Here is an 18,347-nt window from a genome sequence, read left to right as displayed (position 1 = left end):
TGCGCCTATTGACGTTCCGACCCGACCGTTAGAAGATAAGGAAATTCTATTCGATATATGGAATACATAGTGTCGCAGGACGGTCGTATCCACGAGAACGGCGGGTCAACGAAGCCCTTCGGTCCGGCTGTCGGTCGATGATCTGATTCAGGGGCGCCCCGCGCCCCGAGCTATGACGAGCATACCGAGCGGATGCTGGTGGACCTGGACGCCATCAACCCCGCTCAGGAGGTCGTTCCAACAACCGGAGCCTGGAAAGCTCCCGACCCATGGGATGGAACCAATGAATATCCTCACCAAGCCGCCCGTGATGGCCGGCGTCACCGTCATCGACGCCGACACCCACATCGCGGAGGTCTACGATCTTTGGACCTCGCGCGCCCCGGCCGCCTACAAGGCCCGCGTGCCCCAGGTGAAGGAAGTCGACGGCGAACTCATCTGGGTGATCGACGGCGACAAGCGGATGGGCCCCGCCTTCGCGATCAGCACCATCCGCCGCGACGGGTCCAAGGGGCACGGGAACGCCCTCACCAAGTGGAAGTTCGAAGAGGTCTTCGAAGGCGCCTACGACGTCAAGGCGCGCCTGGCCTACATGGACGAATCCGGCATCGCCGCGCAGATCGCCTATCCGAACCTGCTGGGCTTCGGAAACCAGAAGTCGATGGGCGTCGACCCGGATCTGCGGTGGGTGACCACCCAGATCTACAACGACGCCATGATCGAGTACCAGAAGGCGTCGGGCGACCGGATCTTCCCGATGGCGCTGATGCCGTGGTGGGACATCAAGCAGAGCCTCGCCGAGGCGGAGCGTTGCCAGAAGGCGGGGCTGCGCGGCGTCAACACCAACAGCGTGCCGGAGGGCCAGGGCATGCCCGTTCTGGGCGACAAGCACTGGTTCCCGCTCTGGGAGTTGTGCTCGGATCTCGGCCTGCCGGTCAACTTCCACATCGGCTCCGGTTTCGAATCGACGGCCTGGTTCGGCTCCGGCGTCTGGCCGACGCACGAAACCGAGGGCAAGATGGCGTTCGGCGGCTCGATGATGTTCGTCAGCAACTATCAGATCCTGGCCAACATCATTCTCTCCCGATTCCTGGAGAAGTTCCCGAAGCTCAACATCGTCTCGGTGGAAAGCGGCGTCGGCTGGATCCCGTTCATGCTGGAATCTCTCGAGTACCACATGAAGGATTCCGGCATTAAGTGCGAGCTCACCCCGATCGAGCTGTTCCGCCGGCAGATCTATGCCTGCTCCTGGTTCGAGCGGCGGGGGCTGGCGCAGTCGGCGCGGGCGCTGGGCGTCGACAACGTCATGTTCGAGACGGACTTCCCGCACCCGGTCTGCCTCTATCCCGACCCGGTGAACTTCATGGCCGAGACCGCCGCGGAATTCACCCACGAGGAACGCCGCAAGATCTTCGGCGGCAACGCCGCCAGGGTCTACAACATTCCCGTGAGCTGACGCAGGCGATCGGCTCTCGATCCAGGCGGTTCGCCCGGCCACGATCGCCACGTCAGAGGGTGGCCCACAGTTGCTCGCGCAGGGACTGTGGGCCATTTCGCGCAGCGGACATGCCGCTCCGCACGCCGCCCGCGAACCTCTTGCGCCGCACGGGATCTTCGGTGGACGCCGGCGCCGGCCCGGTGGAACGGCGGCGCGACGGAAGCCCGGCGCGGCAGGTCCATGAGGGGGGTTCCGATGCACGACGCCAGTCGCGAAGCGGCGAAGGACGATCCGGTAAGCGGCGTCGCGCCGAAGCTTGATGCGGCCTCCGAGCTGAAGACCGCCTACAAGCTGTTCGTCCTGGCGGTGCTGGTCGCGGCCAATGTGCTGAACTACGCGGACCGCGCCGTCCTCGGGGCGCTCGCCGGACCGATCAAGCACGACCTCGGGATGACCGACGCCCAGCTTGGCTTCATGGCGGGCACCAGCTTCGTCCTGTTCAACGCGATCGTCGGCATCGCGATGGGCGGCGTCGGCGACCGATGGCGCAGGAACCGGTTGCTGATGTTCGGCGTCGGGCTGTGGTCGGGGATGACGATGCTGTCCGGGGCGGCCACAAGCTATGTCCAGCTGGTGCTGGCGCGCATCGGCGTGGGCGTCGGCGAAGCGACGATCGGCTCGGTGGGCTATTCGATGTTGGCCGACGTCTTCACGGCGCGCCGCCGGGGTTTGGTCTTTTCGATCTTCCTCTGCGGCCCGTTCATCGGAATCAGCCTGAGCCTGGCCCTTGGCGGCTGGCTGGTCCAGAACTGGCCCGGCCAGTGCGGCGTCGGCCTGTGCGCTCTCAAGGGGTGGCAGGCTGCGTTCATCGTCTTCGGCCTGCCCGGGCTGGTGGTCGCCGCGCTCGCGCTTCTCGTGGGCGAGCCCGTCCAGGAGAAAATCGCGCTCTCCGCCGGAAAGGCGAAGCCCTTCGCCGAAGGCGTCCATGAGCTTTCGCTCCTGGTCCCGCCGTTCGCGACGTTCCAGATCTGGAGGCTCGGGGGCGCGCGGGCCGGGACGATCAACTTGGCCGCCGGCGCGGCTGTCGCGATGGTCGCCGTGCTGCTGGTGTGGCTTACCGGCAGCGTCGCCCAGTGGCTGGCGGTGGGGGTGGCCGCCTACGGGCTGATCTCCTGGTGCCAGGCGCAGCCCTATCGCGACCCCGCGTTCTGCCGATTGACCGTCGGGTCGCCGATCTTCTGGGCGGTCATCTTCGGCGGGGCGATGGTGGCGGCCCTGCATGGAACCATGTCGTTCTGGTCGATCCCGTTCGCCACGCGCCAGTTCGGCATGAGCTATGCCGAAGCCGGGGGCTCTCTCGGCGCCGCGATCGGCGGCGGTTCCCTGCTCGGAACGCTCATAGGCGGCTTCGCGGCCGACCGGTGGCGGCGTGTCGATCGCGCCGCGCCCCTCTACATTGCCGCCATCTGCGCGGGGGCGGGAGCGATCCTCCTCACGGTCATCCTGACCGCCGGGAACAAGGTCGAGTTCGTCTTGGCCACCGCGGCGCTGATGGTGTTCCTCGGGGCGTGGCCCGCCGGCGTCACCGCTCTGATGCAGGACCTCGTGCTGCCTATGATGCGGGCGCGGGCCGCGGCGCTGTACGTCTGCTGTCTGACGCTGATCGCCGGCTCGACCGGACCCTACGCCGTGGGTCGCATCGCCGATCTTACCGGGTCGATTCGAACAGGGTTGTCCTGTCTCTATATCCTCGTTCCCGGCTCGATTCTGCTTCTGCTGTTTGCGGTGCGCCGGCTTCCCGCCGCCTATCTTGAGCGGGACCTGCTGCAGGCGCGACAGCGGACGACGTGAACCGGTCCTGCCGGCGGGTCCGCCGCGGCGTGTCCAGTTTCCTCAGGCCGAGATGATGCAGCGGCCGTTGTTGAGCGAGGTGACGCCGCGCGCCTCGACGCGGCAGCGGAAGGAGACCACCTCGCCGTCGACCCAGATGTCGGTGGCGATGGTCTCGCCGGGGAACACCGGCGAGGTGAAGCGCACGCCGAAGCTTTTGATCCGCGCCGCATCGTAGTCGCAGACGCTGGCCAGCACGGCCCGGCAGGCGATTCCGTAGCTGCAGAGGCCGTGCAGGATCGGGGCGGGGAAACCCGCCCGCGTGGCGAACTCGGCCTGGGCGTGCAGCGGGTTGCGGTCGCCGTTCAGGCGGTAGAGCAGGGCCTGGTCGGGCCGCGTCTCCGTGACGTGGGTCAGGTCCGGCGCCCGGTCCGGCATGACGTGGGGCGTAAATCTTGACTTGGACGGCCCGCCGAAGCCGCCGTCGCCCCGAAGGAACATCACGGCCTCCGAGGTGTAGAGCGGTTCGCCCGAGGCCAGCCGCACGTCGCTGGCCATGGCGATGATGGCGCCCTTGTCGGCGCCCTTGTCGGTGACCTCGGAGATGCGCGAGCTGCCGATCAGCTGCGCCGAGGGGGGGAGGGGACGGTGCAGGGTGATGCGCTGCTCGCCGTGCAGCAACTTGGTCCGGTCGATGTCGACGCCCGCCAGGATGTTGCCGCCGCCGCCCCCCAGGACGGTCACCGCCGTCGGCACCGCGCGCAGGGCCGGCAGTTCGAAGACGTAGGGCGCCTCCTTGGCGTCGAGCGGATCGCGGCCCATGCCCACGCTGAGGTTGTAGAGCATCACCTGCGTATCGACATAGCTGAACGCTCGTTCCTCGCCCCGGCGCGAGATCAGGTCGTCATAGTCGAGAGGCATGGCTTGTCCTTCAGTCAGGTCCGGGCGCCCGGTGGCGTGGTCTCGACGTCTGCGCTCCGATAACGGTCGTTCATCGCCGGCTTGCAGAGCTTACCGGCGATGCGCGTCTCTAGCGCATGATCGGCGCCCTTGCGATCATCGACTTTCCACGGTCGCCGGGAGGCCGTCAGGGCAAAAGCGCGGAGAGTTCTGACGCCGCAGCGGTCATCGCGGGGGCGATCCGCGACCGGAGTTCCCGCACCGTCGTCGCTGCGGCCAGCGTGTTTATGTTGATCCAGGCGACCACCTTGCCCGCGCGGTTATGCACGGGAACGGAGATGGATCTCAGTCCAAGTTCGATTTCCTGATCGACCAGGGCGTACCCGCGCGCGCGAACCTCCGCCAATGCCGGCAGAAGCCTGTCTCGTGTGGTGATGGTCCGCGCGGTGCGCGGGACCATGCTGGTGCGGGCGAGGTAATCCTCGAGGTCTTCGGCGGCCATATGCGCCAGAAGCACTCGCCCCATCGACGTGGAATACAGCGGGATTCGAGAACTGATCGGGACATTGATGTTGAAGGGGTTGTCGCCGGGGAAATTCGCAAGGAACAGGGGTTCCTGATCCTGAAAGGTCCCGAAGATGACGGTCTGCTTCGTGACGTCGCGCAAGCGCGTCAGGACGGGCTCGTGGCCTGACAGCAGCGGAGACGACGACAGGTAGCTGGAGGCGAGCGCCGCCAGGCGCGGCCCCGGCGCCCCGCCGTCGGTCGCCTTCTGAACGTAGCCGATGGCGTCGAGCGTATAGAGGCACCTTCGGGCGGTCGGCCGGGACAGCCCGGTCAGGTTCGCCAGTTGCGTGACCGAGACCGGGCGGCCGCGCGCTTTCGCGATCACGTCGAGCACAAGCAGCCCCCGCGCCAGGGAGAGCATGAACGACGGGTCCCCTGTCCAACGGTCGAGACCTTCCGCTTCGGACGGCGGGCGGGACGATGCGGCGGCCGTTGCGGGACGCTTCGACTGGAGGTTCTTGGACGACATGCCGGCCTAGGTATTCCGGCCGCGATCGCTAATCAAAACATTCCGTCGCCAGTTGTACGATTATCGTCCGACCAATCGTTAATCGCATGAACCGGTTGCAGCTCCACGGGTTTGGCCATAGCGTCCCGCAAAATGCCGAGGGCGCGCTGGCCGCTTGGCGAACATCCTTTGGGGAGGCGAACTTGGCTCACTCACATCGGCCTTCACGGCGGCTCATCATGCTGGCGACGACGGCGCTTCTGGCCGCCGGCGCGGCCCACGCCCAGGAGACGTCGCCCCCGTCCACGATCGAGGAGGTGGTCGTCACCGCCCAGAAGCGCGCCGAGCGCCTCGAGGACGTGCCGATCTCCATCACCGCGGCGTCCGGCGAGACCCTGGAGCGGGCGGGGATCACCCGGCTGGAGGACATCTCCAAGATCGCTCCCGGGGTCCAGCTCAGCCGTACGGGGGTCTACGTCCAGCCGGCGGTGCGCGGGGTCACCACCCAGCTGGTCGGCGCCGGGCAGGAGAACAACGTCGCCGTCTACGTCGACGGCTTCTACCTGCCGTTCCAGCGCGGCCTGAACCTCGACCTGGCCAACATCAGCCAGGTGTCGGTGCTGAAGGGCCCGCAGGGCACGCTGTTCGGGCGCAACGCCACCGGCGGCGCCCTGCTGATCGAGACGCTGCAGCCCTCGATGACCGAACGGTCCGGGCGGTTCAGCCTGGGCTACGGCCGCTTCGCCGACAAACGCGTACAGGCCTATTTCTCGACGCCGGTCTCCGAGGTCCTGGCCGTCAACGTCGCCGGCTACTACCGCAAGAGCGACGGCTACATCAAAGACATCTCCGGCTTCAACACCGCGCCGCTCAGCAACTATTCGCTGAACGCCAAGGCGCGGTTCCAACCCAACGACGACCTCACCCTCACCCTGACCGGCGAGACCCTCAAGGTCTCCGACGGCCGGGGCCTGGCGGTCACCTACGATGGGCGAGCGCTGGCCCAGGTCCTCTTCCCCGGCAGCTACGTGGAGAAGGGGCGCAACCTGACCTCGCTGAACCACCCGGTGATCAACCGGTCGTTCCAGAATTCAGCGTCGCTGAAGGGCGAGTACCGGCTGGGCTGGGCCACCCTCACCTCCTTCACCCGCATCGAGAAGGAGCGCGATTTCTCGAGCTACGAGATCGACGGCTCGGCCAGGCCCGTCTACGACCAGAACTTCCACGAGTACGGCCGCGCCTTCTCGCAGGAGGTGAACCTCACCTCCACGAAGACGGATCCGCTCAGCTATGTGCTGGGTTTGTTCTATTTCAACTCGCGGTCCCGGGCGGACGACAACTTCGTCCGCGCCGCCCCGTCGACGGTCTTCCTGCCCCAGAACGACAGCGTGATCGATGCGACCGCCTATGCGGCCTATGCCGACGCCACCTGGCACATGGCCGATCGCCTCTACCTGACCGGCGGTCTGCGCTACAGCCACGAGAAGAAGGGCGTCATCATCTGGTCGGGCGCCGGCGCCCTGCTGCTGCAGAAGTCGGCCACCTTCCATAGCGTCACCCCTCGAGCGGTGCTGCGCTATGAGCTGACGCCGGACAGCAACGTCTACGCCTCGTTCAGCAAGGGCTTCAAGAGCGGCCTCATCAGCACGACGGCGCCGTTCAACATCGTCCAACCTGAGAAGCTTACCGCCTACGAGGTCGGCTTCAAGACGGCGCAGGGCGCGTTCCGGTTCGACCTGGCGGGTTATTATTACGATTACAAGAACCTGCAGGTGAGCTCGATTTCCGTCATCAACGGCGTCAACAGCTCCATAATCGCCAATGCTGCGACGGCCAAGATCTATGGGGTCGAGGCCCAGCTCAGCGCGCGCCTGAGCCAACAGTTCAACGCCCGTGCCGCCGTGGCCTACAACCACGCGCGCTACAAGGACTTCCGCAACGCCCCGGTCAACCTGCCCAGCGCCACGACGGGCCTGAACTCGGCCAGCTGCCCCAACACCGCCCCGCCGCCCGCCACCGTGCCGTGCACGCAGGACCAGAGCGGACAGCAGATCGTGCGGGCCCCGGACTGGACCTTCAATGTCGGCGGCGACTACACGGTCCCCATCGGCTTCGGCGACGTGGTGCTGACCGCGAACGTGTCCTATTCCAGCCCCTATTCACCGACCAAGAGCGACCTTGGCCTGAACGGCAGCGGCTACCGCTACCGCCAGGGCGACATAACCCTCGTCAACCTGCAGGCCGCCTGGCGCGCGCCGGGCGACCACTGGACGCTTACCGCCTTCGGCAACAACGTCACGGACGAGCGCTACTATATCGTCCTCACCGGCACCGCCTTCGGCGACTATCACGTGGAGGCCGAGCCGGCGACGTGGGGCGTCCGCGCCGACTATCGCTTCTAGCGTCCCGCGGCCTGGAGCATGATAGCCGGAAGTGGAAGCCGGTTCCGGCGACCGTCACGCTCTATTTCAAAGACTTGCCGAGCATGTTTGGTTCGAGGAGAACCAGACATGTTCTAGCCCCAGACGATCGGCAGGTGGGGGGCGGCGATCAGGCCCGGGACCACCGTGCGGTCGGCTCCGGGTTTCATCCGGAACGGGGGGATGCGCTCGAGGAACTCGCTCAGGGCGATGCGCAGCTCCCGCCGCGCCAGGTGCGAGCCCAGGCAGCGGTGCGGCCCGCCCGCCAGGGTGAAGTGGCGGTTGGAGGGGCGGTCCAGGCGGAACGTGCGCGGTTCCTCGAACTCGGCCGGGTCGAAGTTGCCCGCCGCGTTCAGGCACATGATGTACTCGCCCTTCTTGATCTGGACGCCGGCAAGCTCATGGTCGTGCTTGGCCGACCGTCCGGAATTGACGATCGGCTGCATGCGCAGGAACTCTTCGATGGCTTCCGGGATCTGGTCCGGATTGTCGCGCAGGGTCTGCTGCAGCGCCGGGTCCAGCGCCAGCCGCCGAAACATCAGCGCCGTCGTCGCCGCCACGGTGTCCAGGCCGCCCACCCAGAGGAAGAACACCGTGCCGATGATCTCGTCCTCGGTCAGCCCGCGCCCCTCGACCGTCCCATGCACGATATGGCTAGTGAGGTTGTCGACGGGCGTCCTGCGGACCTCCTCGATATAGCCGCGCAGATAGGCCAGGGCGCTGGAGATGCCCCACTTCATCCGCTCCAGGTTGCCCATGTCGTGCAGGATCGCGTACTCCCAGGAGAGGAAGTCCTCGAACTTCTCCTCGGGAAAGCCCATCAGCCCCATGAACACGCGCACGGGGTAGATCCGGCCATAGTCGTAGGCCAGGTCGCATTCGCCCTTGTCGGCGAAGCTGTCGATCAGCTCGCCGATGGTGGCGCGGATCTTCGGCTCCATAAGAGTGATCGCCCTGGGCGAGAACCAGGGATTCAGCAGGATCCGGTACTTGCCGTGGTCCGGCGGATCGATCGCCAGCGGGATCATCTGGAAGGTCTCACCCACCATCGCCTGGAAATTCGCCGCGCCGGCGTTCGAGTATACGGCGTCATTCTGATAGACTTCGCGGACGTCTTCGTAGCGGGTCACTACCCACGAGCCATGACCCGTCATCGTGGCCTTGCCCAACGAGTAGAAGATAGGCGGAAGCCTGTCGTGGATGCCCTCCGTCTTGCTAAAGGGGTCGTCCAGCGTATTCGGCGCGAGAAGGTCCGAGATGTCCCTGACAAGGCTGGGGGGAATGTGAGGGGGCAGGCTCGGCTGATCGGCCGACCGGACTGCAACGGCGTCGGCGACGCTTGATTCACTCGCCACGAAGGCCTCCCAACTGTTTATCCGACCGGACACGCTTCTATGCCGCCAGCATAGCGCGTGTCCGGACATCGCGCGTTCACATTCGATCGACGGCGGCGGCGAAGCTATTTGGCTGGCTGGCGCAGGGGTCGGAAGAAGCTCCTGACATCCTCGACGAACAGCTCCGGTTGCTCCATCGCCGCGAAATGCCCGCCCTTGGGCATCTTGGTCCAGTGGACGATGTTGTACATCTGCTCGGCCCACGACCGCGGGGTGCGCCGGACTTCCGCGGGATAGCGCGCATGGCCGGTCGGCGTCTCGATCCGCCCCCCATAGCCGGGCGCCCGCCGCCCCGGGCCCATCGACTCGTAATACATCCGCATCGAGGCGTTGATCGTGCCGGTCACCCAGTAGAGCATGATGTTCTCGAGCAGCCGATCCTTACTGTACACTGTTTCGACGTCGCCGCCGCAATCGCTCCAGGCGTGGAATTTCTCGACGATCCAGGCGGCCAGTCCCGCGGGGGAGTCGGTGAGGCCGTAGGCCAGCGACTGCGGCTTGGTGCTCTGAATCGCCTGGTAGCCGGTCTCGTGGGCGTTGTAGTCGGCCTTCGTCGCCAGGTACTCGATCTCCTCGGCGCTCAGGCCCGCGTGGGGATTGCCGGGGTCCGCCGGGCGGCCGCCGATGAAGTTGAGATGCAGCCCGACCAGGCGTTCGGGATGGGCCGCGGCCATCTGCGAGGAGATCGCCGATCCCCAGTCGCCGCCCTGCGCGCCATATCTTGGATAGCCCAGGCGCTCCATCAGCACCGTGTTCACCTCGGCCGCACGCTTGGCGTTGAACCCGGGTTTCTTGGTCGGTCCCGAAAATCCGTATCCGGGAATGGAGGGGGCTATGACGTGGAACGCGTCGCGCGCATCGCCGCCATGCGCCGCCGGATCGCTCAGCGGACCCAGCACGTCCAGGAATTCCGCGACGGAGCCCGGCCAGCCGTGGGTGATGATCAACGGCAGGGCGTCCGCCTCGGGCGAGCGGGCGTGATAGAAATGCAGCCGCTCGCCGTCGATTTCGGTCACGAATTGCGGAAAGGCGTTGAAGCGCGCTTCGGCTGCGCGCCAGTCGAACCGGTCACGCCAGTAATCGCACAGCTCTTTCACATAATGCAGGTCCGCGCCGTAGTCCCAGCCGGCGTCATTCAGCTGGTCGGGAAAGCGGGTGCGGCCGAGGCGTTCCCTCAGGTCGCTCAACACCGCTTCGGGCGTTTCGATTCGGAACGGCGTGATGTCCGCGGCGTCCATTCCTGCTCCTTCCATTGGCCTGGCGCATCCGCGACCGTCCGTGGCGTCGCTGGGTGCGCCCAGGCTAGGACCCGCGCTGTACGGAGGCAATTGCGGAGGCATGGTCGGGGGCGGCCACGAGGTCCACGAAAGCCGTTAAGGTGCGCGACCGGTTCTCCATTTCGAATAACTATTTGAATTGCGGACCGTAGAATCTTAAGACAGAACGAAAGGGAAAATCGCGAAAACTGATGGCCGCGCCGGGCGCGCGGCCTCGGACGGGAGGGGAAATGGAAAGCGGCGGCAGACCGGCGGCCCGTCTCGGCGGGCCCGTCCGATAGATGGAACGGACGGAGCCGCCCCTTACCGAGCGCACCGGCGAATACTGGCGGTCCGGCGCCGACGGCCGGCTGCGCATCGCCCGATGCCAGGCCTGCGGCTGGTATCTGCACCCCCCGTTGCCCCTATGCCCGAAATGCCGCGGGCGCGACGTGCGGTTCGAGCCGGTCTCCGGGCGCGGTCATGTCTATTCCTGGACGATCAACCGCTACAGGTGGAACCCCGGCATGGAGCCGCCCTATGTGCTGGCCCAGGTCGAGCTTGTCGAGCAGCCCGGCCTTATGATCCTGACGAACATTGTCGGCTGCGAACCCGAGGCGGTGACCGTCGGCATGCCGGTGAGCGTCGCCTTCGAACGGGCGGGTGAAGCCTGGATTCCGGTGTTTTCGGCATGATCGAAGAAAAAGCGGTGATCACCGGTGTCGGCAATTCGCAGATCGGGCGCAGGCTGCAGCGCGATCCCTGGACGCTCACCGCGGACGCCGCCCTGGCGGCGATCGCGGACGCCGGATTGTCGGTCGAGGATATCGACGGGGTATCGACCTACCCCGGGGCCACCGGCTCGACGCCGGGGATCACCGGGGCCGGCGTCGACGACGTCCGCGCCCTGCTCGGATTGCGAACCCGCTGGCATACCGGCGGCGGCGAGGTGCCCGGGCAACTCGGGTCGATCATCAACGCCGTCATGGCCGTGGGGGCGGGCCTGGCCGAGCACGTGCTCTGCTTCCGCACGGTGTGGGAATCCAGCGCGCAGCAGCAGCTCGGCGGCCGGTCGGCGACCATGCGCAGCGGCGTGGTGCGCGAGAGGAACCAGTGGAGCGAGCCTTATGGCGCAGGCTATTCCACGTACGGGGCGCTCTGGATGCAGCGCTACATGCACCAGAGCGGCGCGACCCGGGAGCAGCTCGGCCAGATCGCCGTCGTGTCCCGCGCCTACGCCGCGCTCAACCCGCACGCCGCATACCGTGAACCGCTCAGCCTCGACGACTACCTCGCTTCGCGGATGATCTCCGACCCGTTGTGTCTCTACGACTGCGACGTGCCGGTCGACGGCTCCATCGCCGTGGTGGTTTCGCGGGCCGGCGGCGCGGCGGTCGACGGCGGCCGCGCCGTTACGGTCCAGGCGATCGGGTCGGCGCCCGGCTACGACGCCAGCGCCGACATGATGTGGTCGCGCACGGCGCTGAAACCGTCGGACGTCGACGTGGCGCTGCTGTACGACGGGTTCTCGATCCTGGCCGTTCGCTGGCTCGAGGCGCTGCGGCTCTGCCCGCGCAACGAAGCGGGCGCCTTCCTCCAGGGCGGCCATCGCATCTCCCCGGGCGGGGATCTGCCGCTCAACACCCACGGCGGACAGCTGTCGGCGGGGCGGCTTCACGGCTATGGCGGGCTTTACGAGGCCTGTCTGCAGCTGCGGGGCGCGGCGGCCGCCCGCCAGGTCGCCCCCCGGCCGGAGGTGGCGGTGGTCAGCAGCGGCGCCGAGGGCTTCACCTCCTGCCTGCTGCTGGCGCTCTAAGCTCGCGCCCGGCGGGCTTGCGGCCTGGACGTGGCGGGGCGGCGGCCGGCCCACGTCGCGGCTTGCCCTGCCGTACAGTATGACTGACACTGCCTCAGTTCCCTGATAAGCCGCAGGCGCACAAGGCGCGGTCTAGGGAAAAGTGAAGAGAGGAACCACGATGGCACAGGACAATCTCATGGCGGCCGACGGCGCCAGCCGGCTTGCGCCGCACATCCCCGAGCACCTCGTCATCGACGTTTCGCCCTATCGGGCCGCCAACGCGCTGGACGATCCGTTCAGCCCGACGGAGGCGGTCTACAAGGACCTGCCCCCGGTGTTCTTCTCGCCGGGCAGCGGCGCGATGGGCGACCGGGGATCCTGGATCGTGACGCACTACGACGACATCCGCGACGTCTACCAGAACGACGAACTCTACAGCTCGGCGGGCGTGGTCAATTTCCAGGCGCTGATCGGCGAGACGTTCCAGCTGATTCCGATCGCCATCGACCCTCCGGAGCACGGCAAGTACCGGATATTGCTCAACCCGTGGTTCTCCCCCAGGTCGGTCGACAAGCTGGAGGCCAATATCCGCGGCTCCATCGCCCGGCTGATCGACAGCTTTGCCGACAAGGGCGAGTGCGACCTGGCCTACGACTACGGCCGCATCTATCCGGTGCAGGTGTTCATGGGGCTGATGGGCTTCCCGGCCGAGAAGTTCGAGGACTTCCTCTCCTGGGAGTACGCGATCCTCCATGACATGGGCGATCGCGAGCGTATGGCCTGGGGGCTCTCCAGCGCCATCGCCTACCTGCGCAGCTACATCGAGGAAGTGCGGAAAACCCCGGCCGAGAACCTGACCAGCCACGTCGTGCATGGGACCGTCGAGGGTCGTCCGCTGACCGAGGAGGAGATCATCGGCACGGTGTTCTTCCTCTGGCTTGGCGGGCTGGACACGGTGGCGGCCACCACGTCGCTGATGTTCCGGCGGCTGGCGCTGGATCCGGCGCTGCAGCAGAAGCTGCGCGAAAATCTCGACCTGGTGCCCGACGCCATCGAAGAATTCCTACGCATGCAGCCGATCGTCAATTCGTCGCGCGTGGCGAAAAAGGACCACGAGATCCGCGGCGTTCAGGTCAAGGCGGGCGACAGGCTCACCTGCTTCAACCTGACCGGAAACTTCGATCCCGACGAGTTCGACGACCCGCGCACGTTCCGCCTCGACCGCGCCACCAACCGCCACCTCACCCTCGCCGCCGGGCCGCATCGTTGCCTGGGCTCTCACCTGGCGCGCCGCGAACTGCGCATCGCCCTGCACGAGATTCTGGTGCGGCTGCCGACATTCCGGCTGAAGCCCGGCTCCGAGCGGCAGGTGATTCCCGGCCTGATCGCCGCGCCGCGCCTGCCGGTCGTTTGGGACCGGACGGCTTGACAGGTCCGACCGCGGAAGAAGTGACGACCTATCATTTTTTCTGCTTGCATCCCATTGCCGCTCGGGCGGAGAATGGGTGTATAAATTCTGGAAGAAGCGCTGCGCCTCGGTGCGCGCAAACCTTTAGGAGGATGTAGTGGCCGCCGACGACGGGACGAAGGTCAACGCAGACGACGCACAAAACTACTGGATGAGCGAGGGCTATGCCCCCGGCGGGGTGATCCGCGACGTGGATTACGCCCGGTCATCGCAGGGACTGCACCCCAGCCTGCAGGGCATCAAGATCGTCGATTGCGACACCCACTTCACCGAGCCGCCGGATATGTTCACGTCCCGCGCGCCGGAGAAGTTCAAGGGCAGGCTGCCCTATTGCCGCAACGTCGACGGCGCCGACCGTTGGTTCGTCGGCGACCGCAACTTCGGCACCATGGGCGGCAACGTCATCGGCGCCGACAGCAACAAGCTGCTCGGCCGGCTGGCTTTCCCGACCCTCGACCAGGGCCACGCCGGCTCCTACCAGATCAAGCCGCGCCTCAAGGCGATGGATGAGATGGGCATCTACGCCCAGATCTGCTTCCAGAACTCCGGCGTCACCCAGGCGGGTTCGCTGATGGCGCTGGGGGACGACGAAGTCGCTGTGATGATCCTCAAGATCTACAACGACGCTGCGGCCGAGCGGCAGCAGGAGTCCGGGGACCGGCTGTTCACCCTCGGCCACCTGCCGATCTGGAACAAGGCGGCGATGGAAGCCGAGGCGCGCCGCTGCATCGACATGAAGATCAAGGGGTTCGTCCTGCCCGACAAGCCGGAGCGGCTGGGCCTGCCGAGCTTCACCAACGAATATTTCGCGCCGCTGTTCGAGATGTGCGAGGCGACCGGGACCCCGGTCAACTACCACCTGAACGCCGCGATCAATCCCAGTGGCATGACCTGGGAGGAACTGGGCTTCGAGCAGCGCCTGGCGGTCGCCTCGATGATGTACTCGCTCGGCAACGCCGCGACGCTTGGCAACTTCATGGTCTCGGGCCTGCTCGACACCTATCCGAACCTGAAGATCGGCATGATCGAGAGCGGCATGGGCTGGGTGCCCTTCGCCGTCGAGATGATGGAGCACCAGTTCGACGAGATGATGCCGAACGTCGCCCGCAGGCTGCAGAAGCGGCCGTGGGAATACTTCCGGCAGAATTTCTGGGTGACCTTCTGGTACGAGTCGATCGGTCCCAAGCAACTCCTGGAAACGCTGGGCGTCGACAAGGTGCTGTTCGAGACCGACTACCCGCACCCGACCTCGCTCTATCCGGGCGTGCAGGAACACCTGGTCGATACTCTGGGCGGCTACGACTACGAGGTGCGCAAGCAGGTGCTCGAGCGTAACGCGGTCAAGCTCTACAACCTGCCGTTCTGACCCCCGCTCCCGGCGTGACGGCCGGAGCGGAAGCCGGCTCCGCTGTCACGCCCACGGCTGATCCGCTATCCCGAAGGCGACCGCAAAGCAGATTGCGGTCGCCTTCACTTTTTCAGCATCCTCCCACATGAATCGGCGCGGGGGTGGGCGCGGCTTTCCCAGCTTGACGCCCGTCGGCCGCCGGCTTGGTGCGATAACGGCCGGCGCGTGGCGGCCGGAAGGGGGGAAGGCGGCTCCGATGACTGACCCGGGAGTTTCCGCCTGATGCCCCGCCGCAGCGACATCTGGCGCATCGGCTTGGTGGACGCGAAGGTCCAGGCGATCGCCGCCGCCGGGACGCTTGAGGGGCTGCCCGTGCGGTGGCTGCCGGCCGGGCCGCCCTTCACATTCCTCGCCGACCCGTTCGGCCTCTGGCGCGACGGGGCCCTGCACGTTTTCGCGGAAGCCTACGACTACCGCACGCGCCATGGGACGATCGACCTGCTGCACGTCGGGGCGGGCGGCGAATGGTTCGGGCGCACCACCGTGCTGCGCGAGCCGTGGCATCTGTCCTATCCGTGTGTCTTCGAGGCGGACGGGGCGGTGTTCATGGCGCCGGAGGCCCACCGGTCGGGCGGCTTCACCCTCTATCGCGCCGCGGAGTTTCCCCATCGCTGGGAACCGTTCGCGCGGCCGGAACTCGACACGCCGGCGATCGACCCGACGCCGTTCCGGCACGACGGCCTCTGGTGGCTGGCCTATTCGCCGGCCGGGCCCCAGGCGCACAAGCAGGGCCGGCTGCACTTGGCCTTCGCCGAGTCGCTCTCCGGGCCCTGGCGCGCCCATCCCGGCAACCCGGTGCGCATCGACCGCGCCAGCAGCCGCCCGGGAGGAGCGCCCTTCCTGCACCAGGGCGTGCTCACCCTGCCGGTGCAGGACTGCGTGCGCACCTACGGCGCAGCGATCCGGTTGCTGCGGATCCGCGAGCTTACGCCGGACGGCTTCGCCGCGGACGCGGCTGCGCCGATCGCGGCGCCGACCGCCGCCGCGCCTTACCGCGACGGCCTGCACACCCTGTCGGCCTGCGGCGACCTCACGCTCGTGGACGTCAAGCGGACAGACCGTTCGCTGGGCGGGCTGGCGATTGACGCGGGCCGCGTGCTGGGGCGTTGGCGATCATGAGCGGAAGGCGCGCGACCACCTCCGCGCCGGCGCGCTCGAACGCCGCCGCGCCGAACCGCTCCAGGACGCGCGCCCGGGCCGCGGCTCCCATCCCGGCCAGCCGCTCCGGGTGCGACAACAGCCAGATCAGCGCCTGGGTGAGGGCGTCGGCGTCGCCGGGAGGGATGACCAGGCCCGTCTCCCCGTCCCGCACGCTGTAGGGCATCTCGCCCGCCCGCGAGACGATGGTCGGCAAGCCGGCCTGCATCGCCTCGTGCGCGGCGATGCACAGGCCCTCCGACCGCGACGGTTGTACGTAGAGGTGCAGTTCGGCCAGGAAGTCGCGCGGGTGGTCACAGAAACCCGTCAGGCGCACGTTGTCGAGGCGGGCCGCGGCGACCGCCCTCTCCAGCGCCGCCCTTTGCCGCCCCTCTCCGGCGATACGCACCTCGAACGGGCCCAGCGGGTAAAGGCTCTGGCCCCGCGCCCGCGCCAGGGCCTCGATCAGCACGTCGTGGCCCTTTACCGGGTGCAGGCGGCCCAGCGCGCCGATCCGCACCGGCTCGCCCGCCCGCCAGGGCCGCGCCTGGGGCGCCGCGGCGTCGGCGGCGAACAGCGGCCATACCGCCAGCCGTCCGGCCGGCACGCCCAGCCGCTCGGCCGTCAGCGCCGCCACGCTGTGGGAATCGCCGATCCACAGCGCCGAGTGCGCCTGGCGGGCCCGCAGCAGGAGGAGGTTGGCGCGCTTCAGGAAGGCGGCGTGCTGCCAGCTCACCACCGGCGTGCCCCGGCGCCGGCCGACCACCTGCCCCAGCAGGGTGGCGCGGGACAGCGAGGTCCAGATCACGTCGGGCCGCCACTCGGCGAGCGTCCGGTCGAGCCAGGCGAGCGCGGCCAGGTGGTCCTTCTCCCCGCCGTCCCGCACCCGCACGGTCAGGCCCGCGTCTTCCATGGCCGGCAATGCGCGCCCGTCCCGCCGGGTGAGCGCAAACACCTGCACCGTCGCGCCATGCGCCCGCAGCAACCGCGCCACAGCCGGGACGGGCAGGGCGGCGCCGCCGCCCTCCACCGAGTTGATGACGTAGGCGATCCGCATCAGGCCGCCGCCCAGGCCCCGGGCACGGCCGACGACGACGAGGCCAGGCCCGCGAACTGCATCAGCGCGCGGGCGGCGCGTTCCGACGACGGCTCCTCGGTCAGGTCGAAGGTGTAGGCGAACAGCGCCTCCTGGACCGGGCGGTGGATCGAGGCGTGCTCGTCGCGCGCCCGCGACAGGGCCGCGCCCAGGTCGGCCACGTCCTCGATGACCGGGCCGCACGTCCAGTGGGTGTAGTTGGGATCCTCCCGCCACGGCGTGCGGTGGACGTCGAGGAACACGCAGGGCCGCGGCGTCAGCAGGAACTCGTAGACCTGGCTGCTCACGTCGCCCAGGTAGATGTCGGCCCGCTGGGTGTAGGCCATGTTGGTGGAGGCCCGGCTGCCGAGGTCGATGTGGATGTTGGGCGCCCGCAGGTAGCGCTCATCGATGCGGCCCGGCCGGTCGATGCGCAGGCGGTCGATGGTCAGCACGTAGCGCCGTTCGAACAGCATGACGTGCGGCGCGAAGATCAGGTGCAGGTCGTCGTGCTCCAGGAACCAGTCGAGCACGCGGCCGCCCGCGGCGTACCAGGACGACAGGTGCGGCGAGACGTGCGGATTGTAGAGCACCACCGGGCGGCCGTCGTCCTGTAGCGGGTGGGTCGCGCCGCGCGGCGGCGACAGGTCGAACTTGGGATAGCCCACGACGGAAATCTTCGCCGGGTCGACGGCGGCGTCGGCGATCAGCCGGTCGCGGATCTTCGGGCCGGACACCAGCACGTGGTCGAAGGCCGCGCTGGCGGCGTCGAAGCCGATCGCCCGGTCGCCGGCGCCGTGGCGGGTGTGGACGATGCGCAGGCGGTCGAGGCCGTAGCGGGTCTTGAGGATCAGCGAGGTCTTCTCCGCGACCACCAGCACGTCGAGGCTGCGGAAGAAATCCAGGTTGTCCCGGTAGATCAATAGCTTGGTCGCCGGCAGCAGCCCTTCGAGCGCGCCGGCCAGCATCCGGCCGGGCCCTGGGGCGAGGCGAAGCTCGACCAGCTGGACCCCATGGCCGATCAGGGCGCCGCCCAGGCGGGCGACCTCGGCGGTGAGGCGCGGGTTGGTGGTGGCGACGACGATCTCGGCCCCGGCCCCGCCGCGCGCCAGGGCGAGCGCGATGGGCAGGCTGTGGGCGACCTGATGCACCTGGTCGTGGTTGAAGAGGAATCCGATCCGCATGTTTCAAAGACGCCACAAACCGCG

Annotated in this window: 14 protein-coding genes; 8 read left to right on the top strand and 6 right to left on the bottom strand. The window is 67.6% G+C overall.

The features are described 5' to 3' along the window. Positions 1–283: 283 nt before the first annotated feature. Together VGL30_RS12650 and VGL30_RS12645 are read left to right on the top strand one after the other, a co-directional pair. On the top strand, positions 284–1,456 hold the full coding sequence (locus VGL30_RS12650) for an amidohydrolase family protein (RefSeq protein ID WP_331540353.1): 1,173 nt from the start codon (positions 284–286) through the stop codon (positions 1,454–1,456). 237 nt (positions 1,457–1,693) lie between these two features. Beyond that, a complete protein-coding gene (locus VGL30_RS12645) occupies positions 1,694–3,289 on the top strand; it encodes an MFS transporter (protein ID WP_331540352.1) in 1,596 nt (531 codons plus the stop codon). A 42-nt stretch (positions 3,290–3,331) separates the two neighbouring features. Here VGL30_RS12645 and VGL30_RS12640 read toward each other — a convergent pair whose 3' ends face one another. After that, the gene (locus VGL30_RS12640) at positions 3,332–4,189 is read right to left on the bottom strand and encodes a MaoC/PaaZ C-terminal domain-containing protein (RefSeq protein WP_331540351.1); all 858 of its coding nucleotides are present in this window, start codon (positions 4,187–4,189) and stop codon (positions 3,332–3,334) included. 166 nt (positions 4,190–4,355) lie between these two features. Next, entirely contained in the window at positions 4,356–5,204 is an 849-nt protein-coding gene (locus VGL30_RS12635; RefSeq protein ID WP_331540350.1) for an IclR family transcriptional regulator domain-containing protein, read from the bottom strand. A gap of 218 nt (positions 5,205–5,422) precedes the next feature. Here VGL30_RS12635 and VGL30_RS12630 point away from each other — a divergent pair, with 218 nt between their 5' ends. After that, positions 5,423–7,585 carry a TonB-dependent receptor gene (locus VGL30_RS12630; RefSeq protein ID WP_331540349.1) on the top strand — a complete coding sequence of 721 codons (2,163 nt, stop codon included), beginning with the start codon at positions 5,423–5,425 and terminating at the stop codon, positions 7,583–7,585. Positions 7,586–7,698: 113 nt separating this feature from the next. Here the strand turns inward: VGL30_RS12630 and VGL30_RS12625 are convergent, their stop codons facing one another. Further along, positions 7,699–8,733, bottom strand: a complete 1,035-nt coding sequence (locus VGL30_RS12625; RefSeq protein ID WP_331540348.1) for a cytochrome P450 — start codon at positions 8,731–8,733, stop codon at positions 7,699–7,701. Between the two features lie 329 nt (positions 8,734–9,062). Continuing rightward, a complete protein-coding gene (locus VGL30_RS12620) occupies positions 9,063–10,235 on the bottom strand; it encodes an epoxide hydrolase family protein (protein ID WP_331540347.1) in 1,173 nt (390 codons plus the stop codon). 320 nt (positions 10,236–10,555) lie between these two features. Between VGL30_RS12620 and VGL30_RS12615 the strand changes: the two genes are divergently transcribed. From VGL30_RS12615 to VGL30_RS12595, 5 genes are all read left to right on the top strand, one after another. Beyond that, positions 10,556–10,948 (top strand): Zn-ribbon domain-containing OB-fold protein, encoded by a 393-nt coding sequence (locus VGL30_RS12615; protein ID WP_331540346.1) that lies wholly within the window; start codon positions 10,556–10,558, stop codon positions 10,946–10,948. Beyond that, the gene (locus tag VGL30_RS12610; protein WP_331540345.1) at positions 10,945–12,069 is read left to right on the top strand and encodes a thiolase family protein; all 1,125 of its coding nucleotides are present in this window, start codon (positions 10,945–10,947) and stop codon (positions 12,067–12,069) included. The genes VGL30_RS12615 and VGL30_RS12610 overlap by 4 nt, the downstream gene beginning before the upstream one ends. 178 nt (positions 12,070–12,247) lie before the next feature. Next, positions 12,248–13,480, top strand: coding sequence for a cytochrome P450 (locus VGL30_RS12605; RefSeq protein WP_331540344.1), 1,233 nt, complete (start codon positions 12,248–12,250; stop codon positions 13,478–13,480). 136 nt (positions 13,481–13,616) lie between these two features. After that, positions 13,617–14,885, top strand: coding sequence for an amidohydrolase family protein (locus VGL30_RS12600; protein ID WP_331540343.1), 1,269 nt, complete (start codon positions 13,617–13,619; stop codon positions 14,883–14,885). 264 nt (positions 14,886–15,149) lie between these two features. Further along, positions 15,150–16,046, top strand: coding sequence for a glucosamine inositolphosphorylceramide transferase family protein (locus VGL30_RS12595; protein ID WP_331540342.1), 897 nt, complete (start codon positions 15,150–15,152; stop codon positions 16,044–16,046). On the opposite strand, the gene VGL30_RS12590 is transcribed toward VGL30_RS12595, so the two are convergent. Continuing rightward, complete coding sequence (locus VGL30_RS12590; RefSeq protein WP_331540341.1) at positions 15,973–17,121, bottom strand: glycosyltransferase family 4 protein; 1,149 nt, start codon at positions 17,119–17,121, stop codon at positions 15,973–15,975. The two genes, VGL30_RS12595 and VGL30_RS12590, sit on opposite strands and share 74 nt — an antisense overlap. Then, positions 17,121–18,323 (bottom strand): hypothetical protein, encoded by a 1,203-nt coding sequence (locus tag VGL30_RS12585; protein WP_331540340.1) that lies wholly within the window; start codon positions 18,321–18,323, stop codon positions 17,121–17,123. The genes VGL30_RS12590 and VGL30_RS12585 overlap by 1 nt, the downstream gene beginning before the upstream one ends. Between the last annotated feature and the right edge of the window lie 24 nt (positions 18,324–18,347).

This window comes from Phenylobacterium sp., from assembly GCF_036502675.1.
GTDB lineage: Bacteria > Pseudomonadota > Alphaproteobacteria > Caulobacterales > Caulobacteraceae > Phenylobacterium.
Note: the sequence above shows the minus strand (reverse complement) of the source record. Positions and strands in the feature narration are given on the sequence as shown.